The 12,865-nt window shown below is 71.2% G+C and carries 10 protein-coding genes; 4 read left to right on the top strand and 6 right to left on the bottom strand.

Going from position 1 to position 12,865, the window contains the following annotated elements; genetic code table 11:
- Positions 1-87 precede the first annotated feature (87 nt).
- The 3 genes from WAF18_RS09910 to WAF18_RS09900 all read left to right on the top strand — a co-directional run bounded on the left by WAF18_RS09910 (position 88) and on the right by WAF18_RS09900 (position 5,886).
- The gene (locus WAF18_RS09910; protein ID WP_337244944.1) at positions 88-2,490 is read left to right on the top strand and encodes an ESPR-type extended signal peptide-containing protein; all 2,403 of its coding nucleotides are present in this window, start codon (positions 88-90) and stop codon (positions 2,488-2,490) included.
- Between the two features lie 95 nt (positions 2,491-2,585).
- Positions 2,586-4,466 carry a S8 family peptidase gene (locus WAF18_RS09905; protein ID WP_337244943.1) on the top strand — a complete coding sequence of 627 codons (1,881 nt, stop codon included), beginning with the start codon at positions 2,586-2,588 and terminating at the stop codon, positions 4,464-4,466.
- Between the two features lie 133 nt (positions 4,467-4,599).
- Positions 4,600-5,886 carry a dicarboxylate/amino acid:cation symporter gene (locus WAF18_RS09900; protein WP_337244942.1) on the top strand — a complete coding sequence of 429 codons (1,287 nt, stop codon included), beginning with the start codon at positions 4,600-4,602 and terminating at the stop codon, positions 5,884-5,886.
- Between the two features lie 3 nt (positions 5,887-5,889).
- Here WAF18_RS09900 and WAF18_RS09895 read toward each other — a convergent pair whose 3' ends face one another.
- The 5 genes from WAF18_RS09895 to trxA all read right to left on the bottom strand — a co-directional run bounded on the left by WAF18_RS09895 (position 5,890) and on the right by trxA (position 10,709).
- A complete protein-coding gene (locus WAF18_RS09895; protein WP_337244941.1) occupies positions 5,890-6,294 on the bottom strand; it encodes a hypothetical protein in 405 nt (134 codons plus the stop codon).
- 96 nt (positions 6,295-6,390) lie between these two features.
- The gene (locus WAF18_RS09890) at positions 6,391-7,068 is read right to left on the bottom strand and encodes a DUF502 domain-containing protein (protein ID WP_337244940.1); all 678 of its coding nucleotides are present in this window, start codon (positions 7,066-7,068) and stop codon (positions 6,391-6,393) included.
- Between the two features lie 46 nt (positions 7,069-7,114).
- Complete coding sequence (locus WAF18_RS09885) at positions 7,115-9,184, bottom strand: bifunctional serine/threonine-protein kinase/formylglycine-generating enzyme family protein (RefSeq protein WP_337244939.1); 2,070 nt, start codon at positions 9,182-9,184, stop codon at positions 7,115-7,117.
- A gap of 64 nt (positions 9,185-9,248) precedes the next feature.
- On the bottom strand, positions 9,249-9,719 hold the full coding sequence (locus WAF18_RS09880; RefSeq protein ID WP_337244938.1) for a DUF4442 domain-containing protein: 471 nt from the start codon (positions 9,717-9,719) through the stop codon (positions 9,249-9,251).
- A 105-nt stretch (positions 9,720-9,824) separates the two neighbouring features.
- Complete coding sequence (trxA, locus tag WAF18_RS09875; RefSeq protein ID WP_337244937.1) at positions 9,825-10,709, bottom strand: thioredoxin; 885 nt, start codon at positions 10,707-10,709, stop codon at positions 9,825-9,827.
- Positions 10,710-10,879: 170 nt separating this feature from the next.
- Between trxA and WAF18_RS09870 the strand changes: the two genes are divergently transcribed.
- Positions 10,880-11,464, top strand: a complete 585-nt coding sequence (locus WAF18_RS09870; RefSeq protein ID WP_337244936.1) for a DUF998 domain-containing protein — start codon at positions 10,880-10,882, stop codon at positions 11,462-11,464.
- Between the two features lies 1 nt (position 11,465).
- On the opposite strand, the gene WAF18_RS09865 is transcribed toward WAF18_RS09870, so the two are convergent.
- Complete coding sequence (locus tag WAF18_RS09865; protein WP_337244935.1) at positions 11,466-12,794, bottom strand: amidohydrolase family protein; 1,329 nt, start codon at positions 12,792-12,794, stop codon at positions 11,466-11,468.
- Positions 12,795-12,865: the final 71 nt, after the last annotated feature.

The following is a 12,865-nucleotide window of genomic DNA, read 5'->3' as shown; positions in this document are numbered from 1 at the left end:
ACACACAGCAACGGCACGGCGGACGCGGCAGGGGGCTGCGTGCGCGGACGTGCCCATCGTCTTCGTCTCATTCCAGGGGTTAGCGTAATGAACAGGATCTACAGGCTGGTCAGGCATCGGGCCACCGGGCGGCTCGTCGTCGCGTCCGAATTGGCGCGCCGCAGCGGCCGCGCACGCACGGTGCGGGGATTGGCACTGGCAGCGGCGCTGGGCGCCGTACCGGCCGCGGCGTTCGCCGTCGACGCGGACACGGTCGCGCCGCGTGCCGACGATGTCGCCGCCGTGCCGTACTTCGCCGCGGTCGGTCGCGAAGATTCGAGCGAAGACGCCGGCGCATTCGCGGCCGGCGAGGAAGCCACGGCGGCCGGTGAGACCGCGACTGCGATCGGCTACGGCGCCTCGGCCTATGGCGCCGGTGCGACTGCCTACGCCAACGGCACGGTCGCGGTCGGCCATAACGCGCTGGCCCTGGCCGAGAACGCGTTGGCACTGGGCAACGGTGCCGAAGCGGGCAACCTCAACACCATCGCGATCGGCACCGAGGCGACCGCGCTGGGCGACCAGAGCCTGGCGATCGGCCTGGGTGCCTACAGCGATGGCCCGGCGAGCATGGCGGTCGGCGCGCACAGCAGCGCCGAGGGGCTGTGGGCCACGGCCTACGGTTACAACGCCAGTGCGACCGGCGAGATGGCGCACGCGCTGGGCGCGGGCGCATGGGCCAGCGGCTACAACGCCACGGCGGTCGGCGGTAGCGCGTTCGCCTATGAGGAAGGCGCGACGGCGCTGGGCGCCGGTGCGCTTGCGCGCGGTGGCTATTCGACCGCAGTCGGCAACTTCAGCTTCGCGAACGGTGCCCAGTCGGTGAGCCTGGGCAACGGCGCCTACGCCAACAGCGATGCCTCGATTGCGGCCGGCTACCAGGCGATTGCCGAGGGCGACGGGTCGCTCGCGCTCGGGACCTGGGCCAATGCCGGTGGTTTCCGGCCGTGGGAACTGGGGGGCGGTCCCGGCGGTCGCGAGGCGGCGCCGTACGCGGTCGCGCTCGGCGGCTTCAGCACCGCGCTGGGGCGCAACGCGCTGGCGCTGGGCTTCCAATCGCTGACGCTGGAGGACAACGCCGTTGCGCTGGGCGCAGGTTCGCTGGCAGACCGCGGCAACGCGGTGTCGGTCGGCGCATCGCAGCAGTGGACGAACGGCAACGACGGCACGGTCAACCAGGCCTTCACCCGGCAGATCATCAATGTCGCGGCCGGCACCGAGGACACCGATGCGGTGAACCTCGCCCAGCTCAAGGCCGTGTCCGGCAACCTCGGCGAACTGGCCGAAGGCGCGGTGCGCTATGACGGCTCCGATAAGGCGCGCGTCTCGTTCGGTGGCGCCAACGGCACGCGTCTGGACAACGTCGCCGCCGGCCGGATTGCGGGCGACAGCCGCGAGGCGGTCAACGGCGGCCAGGTGCACGACGCCTTGCGCAGCGTCGCCGATGTCCTGGGCGGCGGCGCAACGGTCACCGCCTTCGGCACGGTATCGGCGCCGGCCTATGTGCTGCAGGGCGTGCATTACAGCTCGATCGGCCAGGCGCTCGGCGCGATCGATGCACACATCAGCCGGATCGATGCGCACATCGGCGCGGTGGAAGCGGGGGGACGCGGGATCGCGATCGGCGGCGACGGCGAAGCCAGCGTTGGCCCCGACAGTCCGAATGGTGTCGCGGTCGGCAGCGGCGCGGCCGCCAACGGCGAGAACGGTGTGGCCGTGGGCGGCGGTGCGTACGCGCATGGCCCCAACGACACCGCGGTCGGCGGCAACGCGCAGGTGCACGCCGACGGCAGCACCGCGCTCGGCGCCAACACCTCGATCTCGGCCGGCGCCACGAATGCGGTGGCCGTCGGCGAGGGCGCCTCGGTGTCGGCGGCCTCGGGTACGGCGATCGGGCAGGGCGCATCGGTGACCGCCGACAACGCGGTCGCGCTGGGCCAGGGCTCGGTGGCCGATCGGGCGAACACCGTGTCCGTCGGCAGCACCGGCAACGCGCGGCAGATCACCCATGTCGCCGCCGGCACTGCCGCGACCGACGCGGCCAATGTCGCGCAGGTCCAGGCCGGCGTGACCGAGGCCAAGGCCTATACCGACACCACCGCGACCAAGACGCTGTCCTCGGCGAATGCCTACACCGACCAGCGTTTCGCGGCCTGGAACGACGACTTCGCGGCCTATCGCGGCGATGTCGAGCGGCGCTTCAGCGACGTCGACCGCCGGCTCGACAAGCAGGGCGCGATGAGCGCGGCGATGCTCAACATGGCCACCAACGCCGCCGGCACGCAGAGCCCGCGCGGGCGCGTGGCGGTCGGCGCCGGCTTCCAGAGCGGCGAGCGCGCGTTGTCTGTCGGCTATGCCCGCAAGCTGGGCGACCGCGGCTCCTTCAGCCTCGGTGGCGCGTTCAGCGGCGACGAGGCCTCGGCCGGCATCGGCTTCGGCATCGATCTGTGATCGTGCGGCCGGCGGACGCCGCCGGCCGTTTCCCAATGCCCCCGGCAGCGCGACGCGCGATTGCCGAAAGCTCGACCCAATCGAGGAGTTCGACCATGAACAAGACATCCATCAGCCTGGCCCTGGCCGCGATCCTGGCCGGCACGCTCGGCGCGCAGGTCGCCGACGCGGCCCGCACCCCCGCCAGGATCGTGCCCCGCATCGATGTGGCGCCGCCAGCCGAGGCCGCGTCCGATCGTATCGTCGTGCGCTATGCGCAGACGCGCATCGCCAGCACCGACCGCAGCGGCAAGCTGCAGATCGCAACCGCCGCGATCCGTCGTGCGGGCCTTGAGCGTCCGGCCGCGGCGGGGCGCGCGGCCAAGGCGCTGCCGGCATTGCAGGTCGGCCATCTGCGCACGACCGCAGTCGGCTTCGACGTGCTGCGGCTGTCGCGCCCGTTGCCGGCGCGCGACCTGCAGGCGCTGGTGACCGAACTGTCCGCCGACCCGGCGGTGGCCTCGGTGCACGTGGACCGGCGTATGCGCGCGACCGGCGTGGACAAGCGCACCGTCTCGCCGCAGCTCACGCCCAACGACGAATTCTTCGCCAGCCATCAGTGGCACCTGCAGGGTTCGGCCGGGGCGATCAACGTCGCCAATGCCTGGGACCGTTCGACCGGTGCCGGCGTCGTGGTCGCGGTGCTCGACACCGGCATCCTAGCCGAGCATCCGGACTTCGCCGACAACATCCTGCCCGGCTATGACTTCATCACCGATCCGTTCGTATCCCGGCGTGACACCGCCGATCGCGTGCCCGGCGCGCTGGACCATGGCGACTGGAATCCGGTGGCGGGCGAGTGCTACAGCGGCTCGCCGGTGATCGACAGCACCTGGCATGGCACCCACGTGGCCGGCACGGTCGCCGAGGCGACCCATAACGGCATCGGCGGTGCCGGCGTCGCCTACGACGCCCAGGTGTTGCCGGTACGCGTGCTCGGCCGCTGCGGCGGCTACGACTCCGACATCGCCGATGCGATCGTCTGGGCCTCGGGCGGCGCGGTCGAGGGGGTGCCGGTCAATGCGCACCCGGCCGAGGTCATCAATCTCAGCCTCGGCGGGCAGGGCCAGTGCGAGGCAATGACCCAGGCGGCGATCGACGATGCGGTCGCGCGCGGCAGCGTGGTTGTGGTGGCGGCCGGCAACTACAACGACGATGCGCAGCGTTATTCGCCGGCCAACTGCAAGAACGTGATCACGGTCGGCGCCAACCGCATCAACAGCGGGCGCGCGTATTACTCCAACTTCGGTGCGGTGGTCGATGTCTCTGGTCCCGGCGGTGGCGGCGAGTTCGACACTGGCAACGGCGGTTGGAACGGCTACGTGCTGCAGACCGGCTACGACGGCAAGACCACGCCGACCTCCGGGCAGTATCTCTACACCGGGTTGATGGGGACCTCGATGGCGGCCCCGCATGTGTCGGGTATCGCCGCGCTGGTGCAGAGCGCGCTGGTGGCGCAGGACCGCCCACCGATGACGCCTGCCGACATGGAGATCCTGCTCAAGCGCACCGCGCGTCCGTTCAACGTGCCGCCGCCGGCCAATACCCCGATCGGTGTGGGCATCGTCGATGCGACCCGCGCGCTCGAGAAGGCGCTGGAGACGCCCTGCGATCCGGCCACCGAGACCTGCGAACTCGGCACGCAGTTGTTCAACGGCGCCGACGTCACTGGCTTGGCGTCCACTGGCGAAGGCGCGCTGTTCCGCTTCGAGGCGCAGGCCGGCCGCACGCTGACGCTGATGACGCTGGCCGGCCGTGGCGACGTCACGCTGCATGCGCGTTATGGGGCGCCGCCGACTGCGAGCGCTTACGAGTTCCGTTCGGCGCGTGCGGGCAGCAACATCGAGACGATCCGCATCACTGCGCCCAAGGCCGGCACGTACTACCTGCAGTTGAGCGGCAGCTATACCGGGCTGACTGTGGTCGCCCGTCAGTAGTCGCATCCGTGCGCCCGGCGGCCGTTGATGCCGCCGGGCGTTGCACTGGTGGGACGCTGGCGTCGCGGCAGGGGCATCGCCAACCCCCATGCGCTCACGTATCGTCGCAGTTCGACGTTTCGGGCAGGCCGCAATGAACGCAGTGGCGTGGTGGTTCAGGATTCCGTTCTGGCAGCGCGTGCTCGGTGCCTTCGTGCTCGGCGCGCTGGCCGGCTGGCTGCTCGGGCCGGCGGCCGGCACCTGGCTGCAACCGCTGGGCACGCTGTACGTCAACCTGATCCGGATGATCGCGGTGCCGCTGGTGTTCTTCGCGGTCATCAACGCGGTCGCCGCCCTGCACGGGCAGCAGTCGATCGCTGCGCTGGGCGGGCGCACGTTCGGCTGGTTCGCCGCCACCGCGGTGCTCGCGGTGGGTGTCGGCTTTGCCGTTGCCTACACCTTCAATCCCGGGCTCGGCGTGGCGCCTGGCTCGCTGACCGCGGCCGCCGACTACACCCCGCGCGAGGTGCCGACCCCGGTCGAGGTGCTGCTCGGCGTGGTGCCGACCAACCCGTTCGCGGCGCTGTCGGAAGGACGGATCCTGCAGGTCATCTTCTTTGCTGGCCTGCTCGGCTTCGCACTGGTCAAGCTCGGCGAGCGCGTCGCTGCCCTGCGTACGCTGGTCGGTCAGGCGTCCGACGCGATGATCCAGGTCACGCGCTTTGTGCTCGAGATGACCCCGATCGGCACCTTCGGTCTGATCGCAGCGCTCGTGGGCACCTACGGCTTCGAGAAGCTGCTGCCGTTGGGCAGCTTCGTGATCGCGCTGTATGTCGCGTGCGCCGCGCACATCGTCATCGTCTACAGCGGCCTGCTGCTGGTGCACGGGCTCAATCCGCTGAAGTTCTTCCGCGGCGCCGCGCCTGGCATGCAGGTCGCGTTCGTCAGTTCGTCGAGCCTGGCGGCGATGCCGGTCGCGTTGCGCGCAGTCACCCACAACCTGGGCGTGAACCGCGACTACGCCGCGTTCGCGGTGCCGCTGGGTGCGACGATCAAGATGGACGGCTGCGGCGCGATCTATCCGACGCTGGCCTCGGTATTCATCGCGCAGTATTTCGGCATCGAGCTGAGTTTCGCGCAGTACGCGGCGATTTTGCTGGCCTCGGTGCTCGGCAGTTTCGGCACCGCCGGCGTGCCAGGCACGGCGGTGGTGATGGCGACGGTCGTGCTGTCGGCGGCCGGTCTGCCGCTCGAAGGCCTGGGCCTGCTGCTGGCGATCGACCGGATCCTGGACATGATGCGCACGATGACCAACGTCACCGGGCAGATGCTGGTGCCGGTGTTGGTCGCGCGCGAGACCGGCCTGCTCGACCGCGAGGTCTATGAGGCGGCGAGCAGCAACGTCGGGCTCGACGACACCGGCGCCGACGCGCCGCGCTGACAGTCAGCGCGATTGGAGGCGGGTTCCCAGACGACCGCCGCACCAGGCCAGTGGCAGGGCGCCGAGCGCGTCGAGCAGGGTCATCCATAGCGGCTGCGGCAACAGCCAGGCGTTGAGCAGTACCGCGATCAGGATCAGCGCGCCGATCGTCAGCGCCATGCGCATCGGCCGCCGGCGCGCGATCCGGGCGGCGACCCAGCCACCGCACAAGGCCCCGGCCAGCCAGCCGAGCGCGACCAGCAGCAACATGCCGGTCGGTGCGACTGCAAACAACTCGGCCGGGTTGGCATCGGTCGGCAACGTACCGACCGGCAGCGGAAACAGGCGCTTGCCGAGGAACTCGAAGCCCAGCGCCACCGTCGTGGCGGCCAGCATGCCGAGCATCAGCGAGGCCAGTGTGCGGAGCATCTGGCCGCGTGGCACCGGCCGGCTGGCGGCCTCGTCGCGCACGCGCGCCCCTGCGGGCTGCGTGCGTTGGCGTGGGCGACGTGCCGGCACCGGACTTTAGCGAGCGGACGCCGCCGCGGCCGGCGGCGGCTCGAAGGGAATCGTGTCGGGCGCCACCGCGCCGCCGGAGATGATGAAGCTCATCGCCTGGTCGACGGTCCAGTCGGTCGGCGTGACCTTGTCCAGCGGCACGATCTCCAGATAGCCCGAGGTCGGGTTGGGCGTGGTCGGCACGTAGACCGCCGCAAGCTCCCGGCCGGTGCCCTGTTCGCGGATCACGCGGGTGACGAAGCCGACCGATTTCATCTGGCTGTGCGGGAAATCGATCAGCACCACGCGCTGGGTGCCGTCGGGCTTGGTCTGCAGGATGTCGAGCAGCTTGCGCGCACTCGAATAGATGATGTTGGCCAGCGGGATGCGGCGCACCAGCGCGTCGACCCAGCCGAGCATGCGCTGGCCGACGACGCGGCGGGTCAGCCAGCCGACGGCGAGGATCAGCACGATCGTCGCGATCATCGCGACCGTCGCCTGGACCGAGGCGACATTGATCCATCCCAGCGCCGGGAACGCGGCGGAGATGCCGTGCGCCAGCGGCACCACCCAGGGCGTGCTGATATCCGACAGCAGCACGAAGACGAACTTGACGACGATCCAGGTCAGCCAGATCGGCAGCAGCGTCAGCAGGCCGGTGAGGAACAGGCGCTGCAGGCGTCCGCCCAGGGAGTGGGCACTCATGAAAGATCCGCGAGGCAAAAGGGGGGGCGTCATCATGCCCGGGAACTCATGGCAGATGCACGAGCCGGAAGCCGACGTCGTCGTAGCCGCGCTTGGGATCGAGCGCGCGGCTGTCGAGTGCGTCGCGCCGGCTGCGGCCGGCGGCGATGCGATCCTTGCATGCCGCCGCGCAGTCGCTGCGCCATTCCGCCGGCCCATCGGCGGACGCCGGGGCGGCTGCGCCTTGCGTGGTGGAGGCCACGACGATGCTGCGGCCCTCGCGTTCGCTGCGCCAGCGTGCATAGTCGACCGCGTCATGCCAGGACACGCATACCACCGGATCGCCCGCGCTCTGGTCGAAGCCCGGCGACTCCCAGTCGCGCGGTGCCAGCGCCCGCAGGACCGAGCCGCGCGCGCGACACGGTGCCGACTTGCGGCCGGTCGCGGCGACGAAAGCCGCGTAATCGCCACGGCTGACCGGCGCGTTGGCGATCGCGAAACTGGTGTCGCCGCTGCGGACCACCCGCGCGCCACCGGGAATCTTCGCCGCGAGCGCGTTGAGATCGGGAATGGCCTGCGCTTCGCGGCGCAGGCGCGCCTTGGTCGCGGCGTCGAGCCCGGCGGCATCGGCCGCGGCCAGACTGGCGATCGCGTCGTCGCGATCGACCGCGGTCACGGCGTCGGCGATGCGCGCCTCGATCGCATCGGCGACCTGCGCGCGCACCGGCTGCAGCGCCGCGATTTCCTCGGCGCTGCCGGCATGCGCGCGCGCGGCCTGCAGCAGTTCGGTGGCCGCGCCATCGTCACGGCTCGCGATCAGCGCGGCCGCGCGGTTGCCGACCGCGGCGAAAACGCGCGTGGTCAGCGACGGCAGTCCCAGGTGTTGGGCATCGGCCGCGCGCGCGCGGCGCAGGCACTCGAGCGCGTTGTCGTCGTGCGGCGCCGCCAGTTTTCCGGCCCGCAGCAGGCGTTCGGCGGCGGCGAGGTGGCGGTCGGCCTCCGACACGGGCGCCGCCTGCGAGGCTTCGATGCCGGCGGCGGCCGCCACCGCGTCGGGATCGGCCTGCGGTGCGAGATCGGCAGCGGCGTCGCCGTCGGCGGTGTCCTGGTCCGCGACCGGTGGCGCGCTCGCGATCGATGCGGTCGGCGCGGCCTCGTCGGCCGCTGTGGTCGTGGCCGAGGGGCGCTCCCAGGCGCGCCAGACGCCGACACCGGCCAGCAGCACGATCGGGAGCGCCAGCCATGGCAACAGGCGGCGTCCGTCGTGACCGATCCGGCGGATCCGACCGGTGATCCGGGCCTCACCATCGCGCTGGGGCACCTGCTCGAGCGCCCGCAGCATCTGCCCGGCATCGGCGAACCGCCGTTTGGGCGACTTCGCCAGTGCCTGGTCCAGGAACCGCTGCCAGTGGCGCAACTCGGGCGGCAGGCGCGGCACCGGGTTCTGCACGTGCGCCAGCGCCATCGACAGCGCGTCCTCGCCCGCGAACGGCAGTGCGCCGGTCAGCATTTCCCAGGCCAGCACGCCGACGCTGTAGAGGTCGGCGCGGAAGTCGACCTGTTGTCCGCGGGCCTGCTCGGGCGCCATGTACGCGGTGCTGCCCACTGCCAGCCCGACCATCGTCATCCGGGTGCCGTAGCCGCGCCGCAGCGCGATGCCGAAATCCGCCAGCAGCGGCCGGTCGGTCTCGTCGAACAGCACGTTTTCGGCCTTGACGTCGCGGTGGATCACCCCGCGCGCATGCGCATAGGCCAGCGCCGACAGCAGGGCCTGCAGGATCGCGCGGACCCGGGCCTGGTCGCCCCGGAGGTCGCGCTGGCCGAGGTGGCCATGCGGCAAGTGGGGCATCGCGTACCAGGGCAGCCCGTCGGCGGTGCGACCGACATCGTGGATGCCGACGATGTTGGGATGCTCGAGGCGTGCGATCGTCCGCGTCTCGTTCTCGAACCGGCGTCGGCTGACCTCGTCGGCCAGCGTCTCGGGGCGCATGACCTTGATGGCGACGTCGCGTCCCAGCGACAGCTGCGTGCCGAGGTACACCGTGGCCATGCCGCCATGGCCGATGACGCGCAGCAGGCGATAGCCCGCGATCTGCGGCAGCGCAGGCGACTCGTATCCGCTTGTGGTCTGCGACATGCGTGTTCCCCGTAGCGCTACAGCATACCGACCGGCTGACGGCTTGGGGCGTCGTGCGCGCGGCTCAGGCGGGCGTTGGGGCGCTGCCGCGGTCGCGCTTGCGGCGCACGTAGATCTGCTTGCGCACGCGGGCGACCGGTTCGCCGGCCGCATCGACGACCTCGGTGGTGAACCAGCGCAGGTGCTTGTCGCCGTGCGCGGTCGCTTCGCGGATCGCGTTGACGGTGGCCGCATCGAGATCGAACGTGGCATGTACGGTGCCGCGCCCAGGACGGATGAATTCGATCTCGGCGGCCTTGTCCCAGACCACGTAGTCGTCGCCGAGCGCGCGCAGCGTCATCACCATCCAGAACGGGTCGGTCATCGCGAACAGGCTGCCGCCGAAGTGGGTGCCGACGTAGTTGCGGTTGTACCAGCGCCGGCGCAGCTCGACCCGGGCGTGCGAAAACCCGGGCGTCAGCGCGGTGACGCGAATGCCGGTGAACAGGAACGGCGGCCAGAGATTGAACAGCAGACGGGCGAGGCGCGGCGACATGGCGGGCGGACATGACCAGGGCGTTGGAACATTACCATACGCACCTGTATGTTTAGCGTTGCCCGCACCGGCAGGGCCGATGCAGGCGACTGGCGCATCGGCGCGTCAGAACAGCAGTGAGGCCATCTTCCTGCGGTAGCGGCCGACGAGCTCGGCGTCATCGACGATGCGGAACGCATCGATCAGCGCCTTGCGCGGCAGGCCGTCGTCGAAATCGCGGTCGCGGCGCAGCATCTCGATGAACTGGTCCAGGCCGGCTTGTGCATCGCCGGCGACGATCTGGCGCACGCCCAGCAGGTGGCGGGCGCGCAGGTCCGCAGGATCGCGTTCGATCGCCGCCTGCAAGGCTTCGATGGGCGGCGCGTCGGCCAGCAGCGCGGCAAAGTCCAGGCGCGCCCGCGCCTTCACCGCGCGATCGTCGGTGGCGAGGTTGGCTGGCAGGCCGTCGAGCAGGCCTTCGACTTCCTGCGCCGCGCCGGTCTGCAGCAGCGCCAGCGCCAGGTCGAGCCGCAGCTCCGCCTTGTCGGGTTCGGCGGCCACCGCCTCGCGCAGCCGCGCGACCTCGGCCTGCGGATCGAGCGGGGCGTCGTCGTCGGGCGAGGCGCCATCGCCCTGCGCCGGCACGATGCCGTGGCGCTGCAGGAACTCGCGCAACTGGCCCTCGGGCAGCGCGCCCGGAAAGCCGTCCACCGGCTGGCCACCGGCGATCAGGAAGACCGTGGGCACCGAGCGGATCTGGAACGCCGCGGCGATCTGCGATTCCTTGTCGACGTCGACCTTGGCGAGGATGAAGGCGCCGTTGTACTCGGCCGCCAGCTTTTCGAGCACCGGGCCCAGGGTCTTGCACGGGCCGCACCATTCCGCCCAGAAGTCCACCAGAACCGGCACATCGAGCGAGGCCTGCAGCACCGCCGACTCGAAGGTCTCGGTGGTGACATCGACGATATGGGGCGAGCGTTGGGGAGCGGGGGCCTGGCCGTTGAGCAGCATGCGGAAGTTCCAGTTGCGGTCGGGGAGCCGCCGGAGCGGCCCGACTAGAGGTGGCGACGGTTGCGCAGGATACAAGCGCAGACCGCGCGATCTGTGGATCCCCAGCGACATCGGCGCGGCGGCACGCCAGGCGCCTATCATCCGGCCCGGACATGGCCGGAGTGGGGTGGATGGGAACAACGATGCGGTGGCGGTCGCTGGGGCCGGTGCTTGTGGCGCATGTCGCGACCTGGCTGGCGATGGTCGGCTTCGCGCGGGTCGCGGGCCTGCCGGCAGGCGTGCCGCTGGCATTGCCGGGTGCGCACGCGCTGCCGCATGCGGCTGCGTTCAATCTGCTCGCGTTCGTGCTGCCCGGCCTCGTGCTGGCCGTCGTGGCGTGGTGCGCGCGCGCGCGTTGGTGGCCGGATGCGAGCCTGGCGGTCGGCATCGCCCTGCGGCTGTGGCTGCTGGCGGCGCTGCTGTTCGCGCTGCAGGGCGCATTGCCGCTCGATGCCGGCGACCTCGACGGCGGCGGCAGCCGGGCGCACGCCAGCGCGTGGATGCTGTGGGCCCTGGCCTTCGGTGCCGGGGCAGCCTTGGCCGCCATCGCCATGCCGGGCGTGCGGCTCGTCTCGCTGTTGGCCGCGCTCGCGGTCGTGGCCGCACTGGCATCGCCGGCGGTCGCGGCCGCCGGTGCGGCCGACCGCGTGTTGCTGCTGGCCTGGTGCGGCTGGACGGCCTGGCTGGCGTGGCGGTTGCCGCGCCGGGTCGGCTGACTCAGTCGAGCGTCGCCGATGCCTCCGGCGCGCGGTACACGCGACCGGCCTTCATCACGAAGTCGACCGCCAGCACCGCATTGATGTCGGCGACCGGGTCGCCCGGCATCGCGATGATGTCGGCGCGCCGCCCGGGCTCGACGATGCCCTGGTCGTCGACACCGAGCACGGTCGCGGCGTGCAGCGTCGCCGACTGCAATGCGTACGACGCCGGGATCCCGGCCTCGACCATGTAGATGAACTCACGCGCGTTGTCGCCGTGCGGGCCCACGCCCTGGTCGGTGCCGAAGGCGATCGGCACGCCGGCGCGATAGGCGCGCGCGGCGGTGTCCTGGATTTGCGCGCCGATCGTCGCCGCCTTCGGGCGCACGACCTCGGGGAAGTAGCCCGGCTCGCGCGCCTTGTCGGCGACGAAACGACCGGCGTAGATCGTCGGCACGTACCAGGTGCCGCGCTGCTTCATCAGCCGCATGACCTCCTCGTCCATATGGGTGCCGTGCTCGATGCTGGTCACCCCCGCCAGCACCGCGCGCTTCATGCCCTCGGTGCCGTGGGCATGCGCGGCGACGCGGTAGCCGTAGTCCTTGGCGGTGTCGACGACCGCCTGGACTTCGTCGACGGTGAACTGCGGCGCATCGCCCGATCTGGCGTAGCTGAGCACGCCACCGGTCGCGGTGATCTTGATCACGTCGCTGCCGTCCTTGTAGCGCTGGCGCACGGCCTGGCGGGCATCGTCGATCGAATTGATCACGCCTTCAGTCGGGCCCGGCGGGCCGAGCAGATGCGAGAGCATCGAGTTGTAGCCGTTGCTGGGATCGGCATGGCCGCCGGTGGTGGCGATGGATTTGCCGGCCGCGAAGATCCGCGGGCCGCGCACCAGACCCTGTTCGATCGCATCGCGCAGATGCGGTGCGACTTCGCCGCCGAGATCGCGCACCGTGGTGAAGCCGGCGAACAGGGTCTTTTCCGCGTAGCCGACCGAGCGGTAGGCGAAATCGACCGGGTCGAGGCGGAAGCCTTCCGAATAGCTCTGCGGGCCGGACTGCGAGCCCAGGTGCACGTGCAGGTCGGTCCAGCCGGGCATGCAGGTGCGCCCGGCGAGCGCGATCGTGCGCGCCGAGCCCGCCGGCGCCGCGTGACCGGCGGCGACCGATTCGATCCGGCCATCGGCGACCACGATCGTATGCGCACCGAGCACGCGGCCGCTGCGCGCGTCGAACAACCGCTCGCACTGCAGGGCTGTGCGGTCTTGCGCCTGCGCGGCGGGTGCGAGCAGGGCGACGGCGAGCAGGGCGAGCACCGGCGACGGTGCGGTGAGGCGGCTGGTCATGCGGCGGGCTCCGGGCGGCCAGGACAGGAAGCCGGATTGAAGCACGGCTGCAGGGCGTGCGCCCGCGCGGC

The sequence above is a fragment of the Luteimonas sp. gir genome (genome assembly GCF_037198055.1).
GTDB lineage: Bacteria > Pseudomonadota > Gammaproteobacteria > Xanthomonadales > Xanthomonadaceae > Luteimonas > Luteimonas citri_A.
This window is presented reverse-complemented; position numbering and strand designations above follow the sequence as displayed.

What these genes read in the sequence shown, in the direction of transcription:
- WAF18_RS09910 (WP_337244944.1), top strand. Translation starts at nt 88, where the DNA reads ATGAACAGGATCTACAGGCTGGTCAGGCATCGGGCCACCGGGCGGCTC.
- WAF18_RS09905 (WP_337244943.1), top strand. Translation starts at nt 2,586, where the DNA reads ATGAACAAGACATCCATCAGCCTGGCCCTGGCCGCGATCCTGGCCGGC.
- WAF18_RS09900 (WP_337244942.1), top strand. Translation starts at nt 4,600, where the DNA reads ATGAACGCAGTGGCGTGGTGGTTCAGGATTCCGTTCTGGCAGCGCGTG.
- WAF18_RS09895 (WP_337244941.1), bottom strand. Translation starts at nt 6,294, where the DNA reads ATGCTCCGCACACTGGCCTCGCTGATGCTCGGCATGCTGGCCGCCACG.
- WAF18_RS09890 (WP_337244940.1), bottom strand. Translation starts at nt 7,068, where the DNA reads ATGAGTGCCCACTCCCTGGGCGGACGCCTGCAGCGCCTGTTCCTCACC.
- WAF18_RS09885 (WP_337244939.1), bottom strand. Translation starts at nt 9,184, where the DNA reads ATGTCGCAGACCACAAGCGGATACGAGTCGCCTGCGCTGCCGCAGATC.
- WAF18_RS09880 (WP_337244938.1), bottom strand. Translation starts at nt 9,719, where the DNA reads ATGTCGCCGCGCCTCGCCCGTCTGCTGTTCAATCTCTGGCCGCCGTTC.
- trxA (WP_337244937.1), bottom strand. Translation starts at nt 10,709, where the DNA reads ATGCTGCTCAACGGCCAGGCCCCCGCTCCCCAACGCTCGCCCCATATC.
- WAF18_RS09870 (WP_337244936.1), top strand. Translation starts at nt 10,880, where the DNA reads ATGGGAACAACGATGCGGTGGCGGTCGCTGGGGCCGGTGCTTGTGGCG.
- WAF18_RS09865 (WP_337244935.1), bottom strand. Translation starts at nt 12,794, where the DNA reads ATGACCAGCCGCCTCACCGCACCGTCGCCGGTGCTCGCCCTGCTCGCC.